Here is a 2543-nt window from a genome sequence, read left to right as displayed (position 1 = left end):
GTCTCCGCGCTGGCCGACCGCCCGACGCCCGAGGAGCGGCGGGCCCAGCTGGCCGAGGCGGTGCGGGGACACCCCACCGACACCCGGCTCGTCCCGGTGCGCTGCCCGGCGCCGGGCGAGGCCCCGCGCCCCGGCGCGAGCTGCCCGGCTGGGAGACGGCGCGCGCCATCGCGCACCGCGCCGCGCGCCCGTTGCCGCCCCGCCGGCTGCCGATCGACCTGGCGCTCGGCCACATCCTGGCCGCCCCACTGACCGCCCTCACCGACCTGCCCGCCTTCGACACCTCCGCCATGGACGGCTGGGCCGTCGCGGGGCCCGGGCCCTGGCGGCTCACCGGCGACCCCACCGGGGTGCTCGCCGGCGGCCCGGCCGCCCCCCAGCTGACCGACGGCGAGGCCGTGCCCATCGCCACCGGCGCCCGCGTCCCGGCCGGCGCCACCGCCGTGCTGCGCAGCGAGCAGGGCGGCGTCGCCGACGGCCGGCTCTCCGGGCCCAACCCGGAGCCCGGCGCCGACGTGCGGCCGCGCGGCCAGGAGTGCCGCACCGGCACCGAGCTGCTGCCGGCCCGCACGCCGCTCACCCCGGCCGCACTCGGCCTCGCCGCCGCCGCCGGCTACGACCAGCTCGCGGTCCGGCCGCGGCCACGCGCCGAGGTACTGGTGCTCGGCGACGAACTGCTGTTCCGCGGCCTGCCGCACGACGGCCGGATCCGGGACGCGCTCGGCCCCATGACCGGGCCCTGGCTCACCGCGCTCGGCGCCCACACCCTCGTCACCCGGCGCCTCGGCGACGACGCCGAGGCGCTGTACGAGGCGGTCTCCACCAGCCGCGCCGACCTGATCGTCACCACCGGGTCGACCGCCGCGGGACCCGTCGACCACCTGCGCGGGGTGCTGCGCAGGCTGGACGCGCAGCTGCTGGTCAGCGGCGTCGCGGTGCGTCCGGGACATCCGATGCTGCTGGCCGAGCTGCCGGGCGGGGTGCCGCTCGTCGGCCTGCCGGGCAACCCGCTGGCCGCCGTCTCCGCGCTGTTGACGCTGGCCGCGCCGCTGCTCTCCGCGCTGGCCGACCGCCCGACGCCCGAGGAGCGGCGGGCCCAGCTGGCCGAGGCGGTGCGGGGACACCCCACCGACACCCGGCTCGTCCCGGTGCGCTGCCCGGCGCCGGGCGAGGCCCGCCCGCTGAGCTACGCTGGCCCCGCCATGCTGCGCGGCATCGCCGCCGCGTCGGCCCTGGCGGTCATCCCGCCGGGTGGCGCGGGGGCGCACACCGAGGTCCGCCTTCTCGATCTGCCGACAGCCTGACCCCCGTCGAGTCCCGCCTGATTCCGTTCGATTCCCGTCCGGATTGATCACACTCCCGTGGCCATGAAACTCACCAGCGTCCGTGCCTCGTCCGCCGACGACCTCTCGCAGGGCGTCCGACTCCCGCGCTACGTCGCCGGTCCGCTCGTGCAGGTGATGCGCAGGCTGCTGATGGCGACGGCCGTGATGGCGGCGGCCGTGGTCATCGTCTACACCGACCGGCACGGCTACAAGGACAACGTGGCGGGCGGCCCGGTCGGCTTCGTCGACTCCCTCTACTACGTCACGGTGTCGCTCTCCACCACGGGCTACGGCGACATCGTGCCGGTCACGACCACCGCGCGCCTGCTGACCACGTTCCTGATCACCCCGCTCCGCGTCCTGTTCCTGATCATCCTGGTGGGAACGACACTGGAGGTGTTGACGGAGCGTACCCGCGAGCAGTTGCGGGAGGCGTACTGGAGGAAGCACATGCGAGATCACACCGTCATCGTCGGCTTCGGCACCAAGGGCAGGTCGGCGGCCGAGACGCTGATGAGCGCCGGCCTGACGCAGGACCGCATCGTGGTGGTCGACCCCAACCCGGCCGTCGTCGAACAGGCCGGGGCGGACGGCTACGCGGGGGTCATCGGGGACGCCACCCGGTCCAGCGTGCTGGTGCGCGCCATGGCGGACCGCGCGAAGCAGGTGGTGATCTCGACGCAGCGCGACGACACGGCGGTGCTGGTGGCGTTGACCGTGCGGCAGCTCAGCAAGAAGGTGCGGATCGTCGCCTCGGTGCGGGAGGCGGAGAACGTGCCGCTGCTGCGGCAGTCCGGGGCGGACGCGGTGATCACCAGCGCCAGTGCGGTCGGCCGGATGCTGGGCCTGTCCATGGTCAGCCCGAGTTCGGGCACGGTCCTTGAGGACCTGGTGCAGCACAGCCAGGGCCTGAGCCTGCGGGAGCGGCCGGTGACGAAGGGCGAGGCCGGGAAGTCGCCGCGGGAGGTCGAGGACGACCTGGTGGTCTCGGTGATACGCGGCCACCGGCTGCTCGGCTTCGACAATCCGGAGGCGGCCACGTTGCAGCTCACCGACCGGCTGGTGGTGATCCACCGGGTGAGTCCGGAGGAGAAGAAGGCGATGGCGGTGGCCCGCAAGGAGCGGGGCTCGGGGTCCTGGCGGATCCCGGGCCGGTAGCCGGTAGCCGGTAGCCGGTAGCCCGGTAGCCGGGGGCGAGCGGGGGTGTCGGGGGTGTTG

At 75.3% G+C, this 2543-nt stretch carries 2 protein-coding genes; both read left to right on the top strand.

What is annotated here, in order from left to right; all coding sequences use genetic code 11:
* Positions 1–1304 (top strand): molybdopterin molybdotransferase MoeA (locus tag E1283_RS35095; RefSeq protein WP_243745324.1); only part of this gene is annotated, 1304 nt, incomplete at its 5' end.
* A gap of 63 nt (positions 1305–1367) precedes the next feature.
* On the top strand, positions 1368–2483 hold the full coding sequence (locus E1283_RS35090) for a potassium channel family protein (RefSeq protein WP_132822212.1): 1116 nt from the start codon (positions 1368–1370) through the stop codon (positions 2481–2483).
* Positions 2484–2543: the final 60 nt, after the last annotated feature.

Origin of the sequence: Streptomyces hainanensis (assembly GCF_004348415.1) — a bacterium.
GTDB classification, from domain to species: domain Bacteria; phylum Actinomycetota; class Actinomycetes; order Streptomycetales; family Streptomycetaceae; genus Streptomyces; species Streptomyces hainanensis.
The sequence above is the reverse complement of the archived record's forward strand: the minus strand, read 5'-3'. Positions and strand labels throughout refer to the sequence as shown.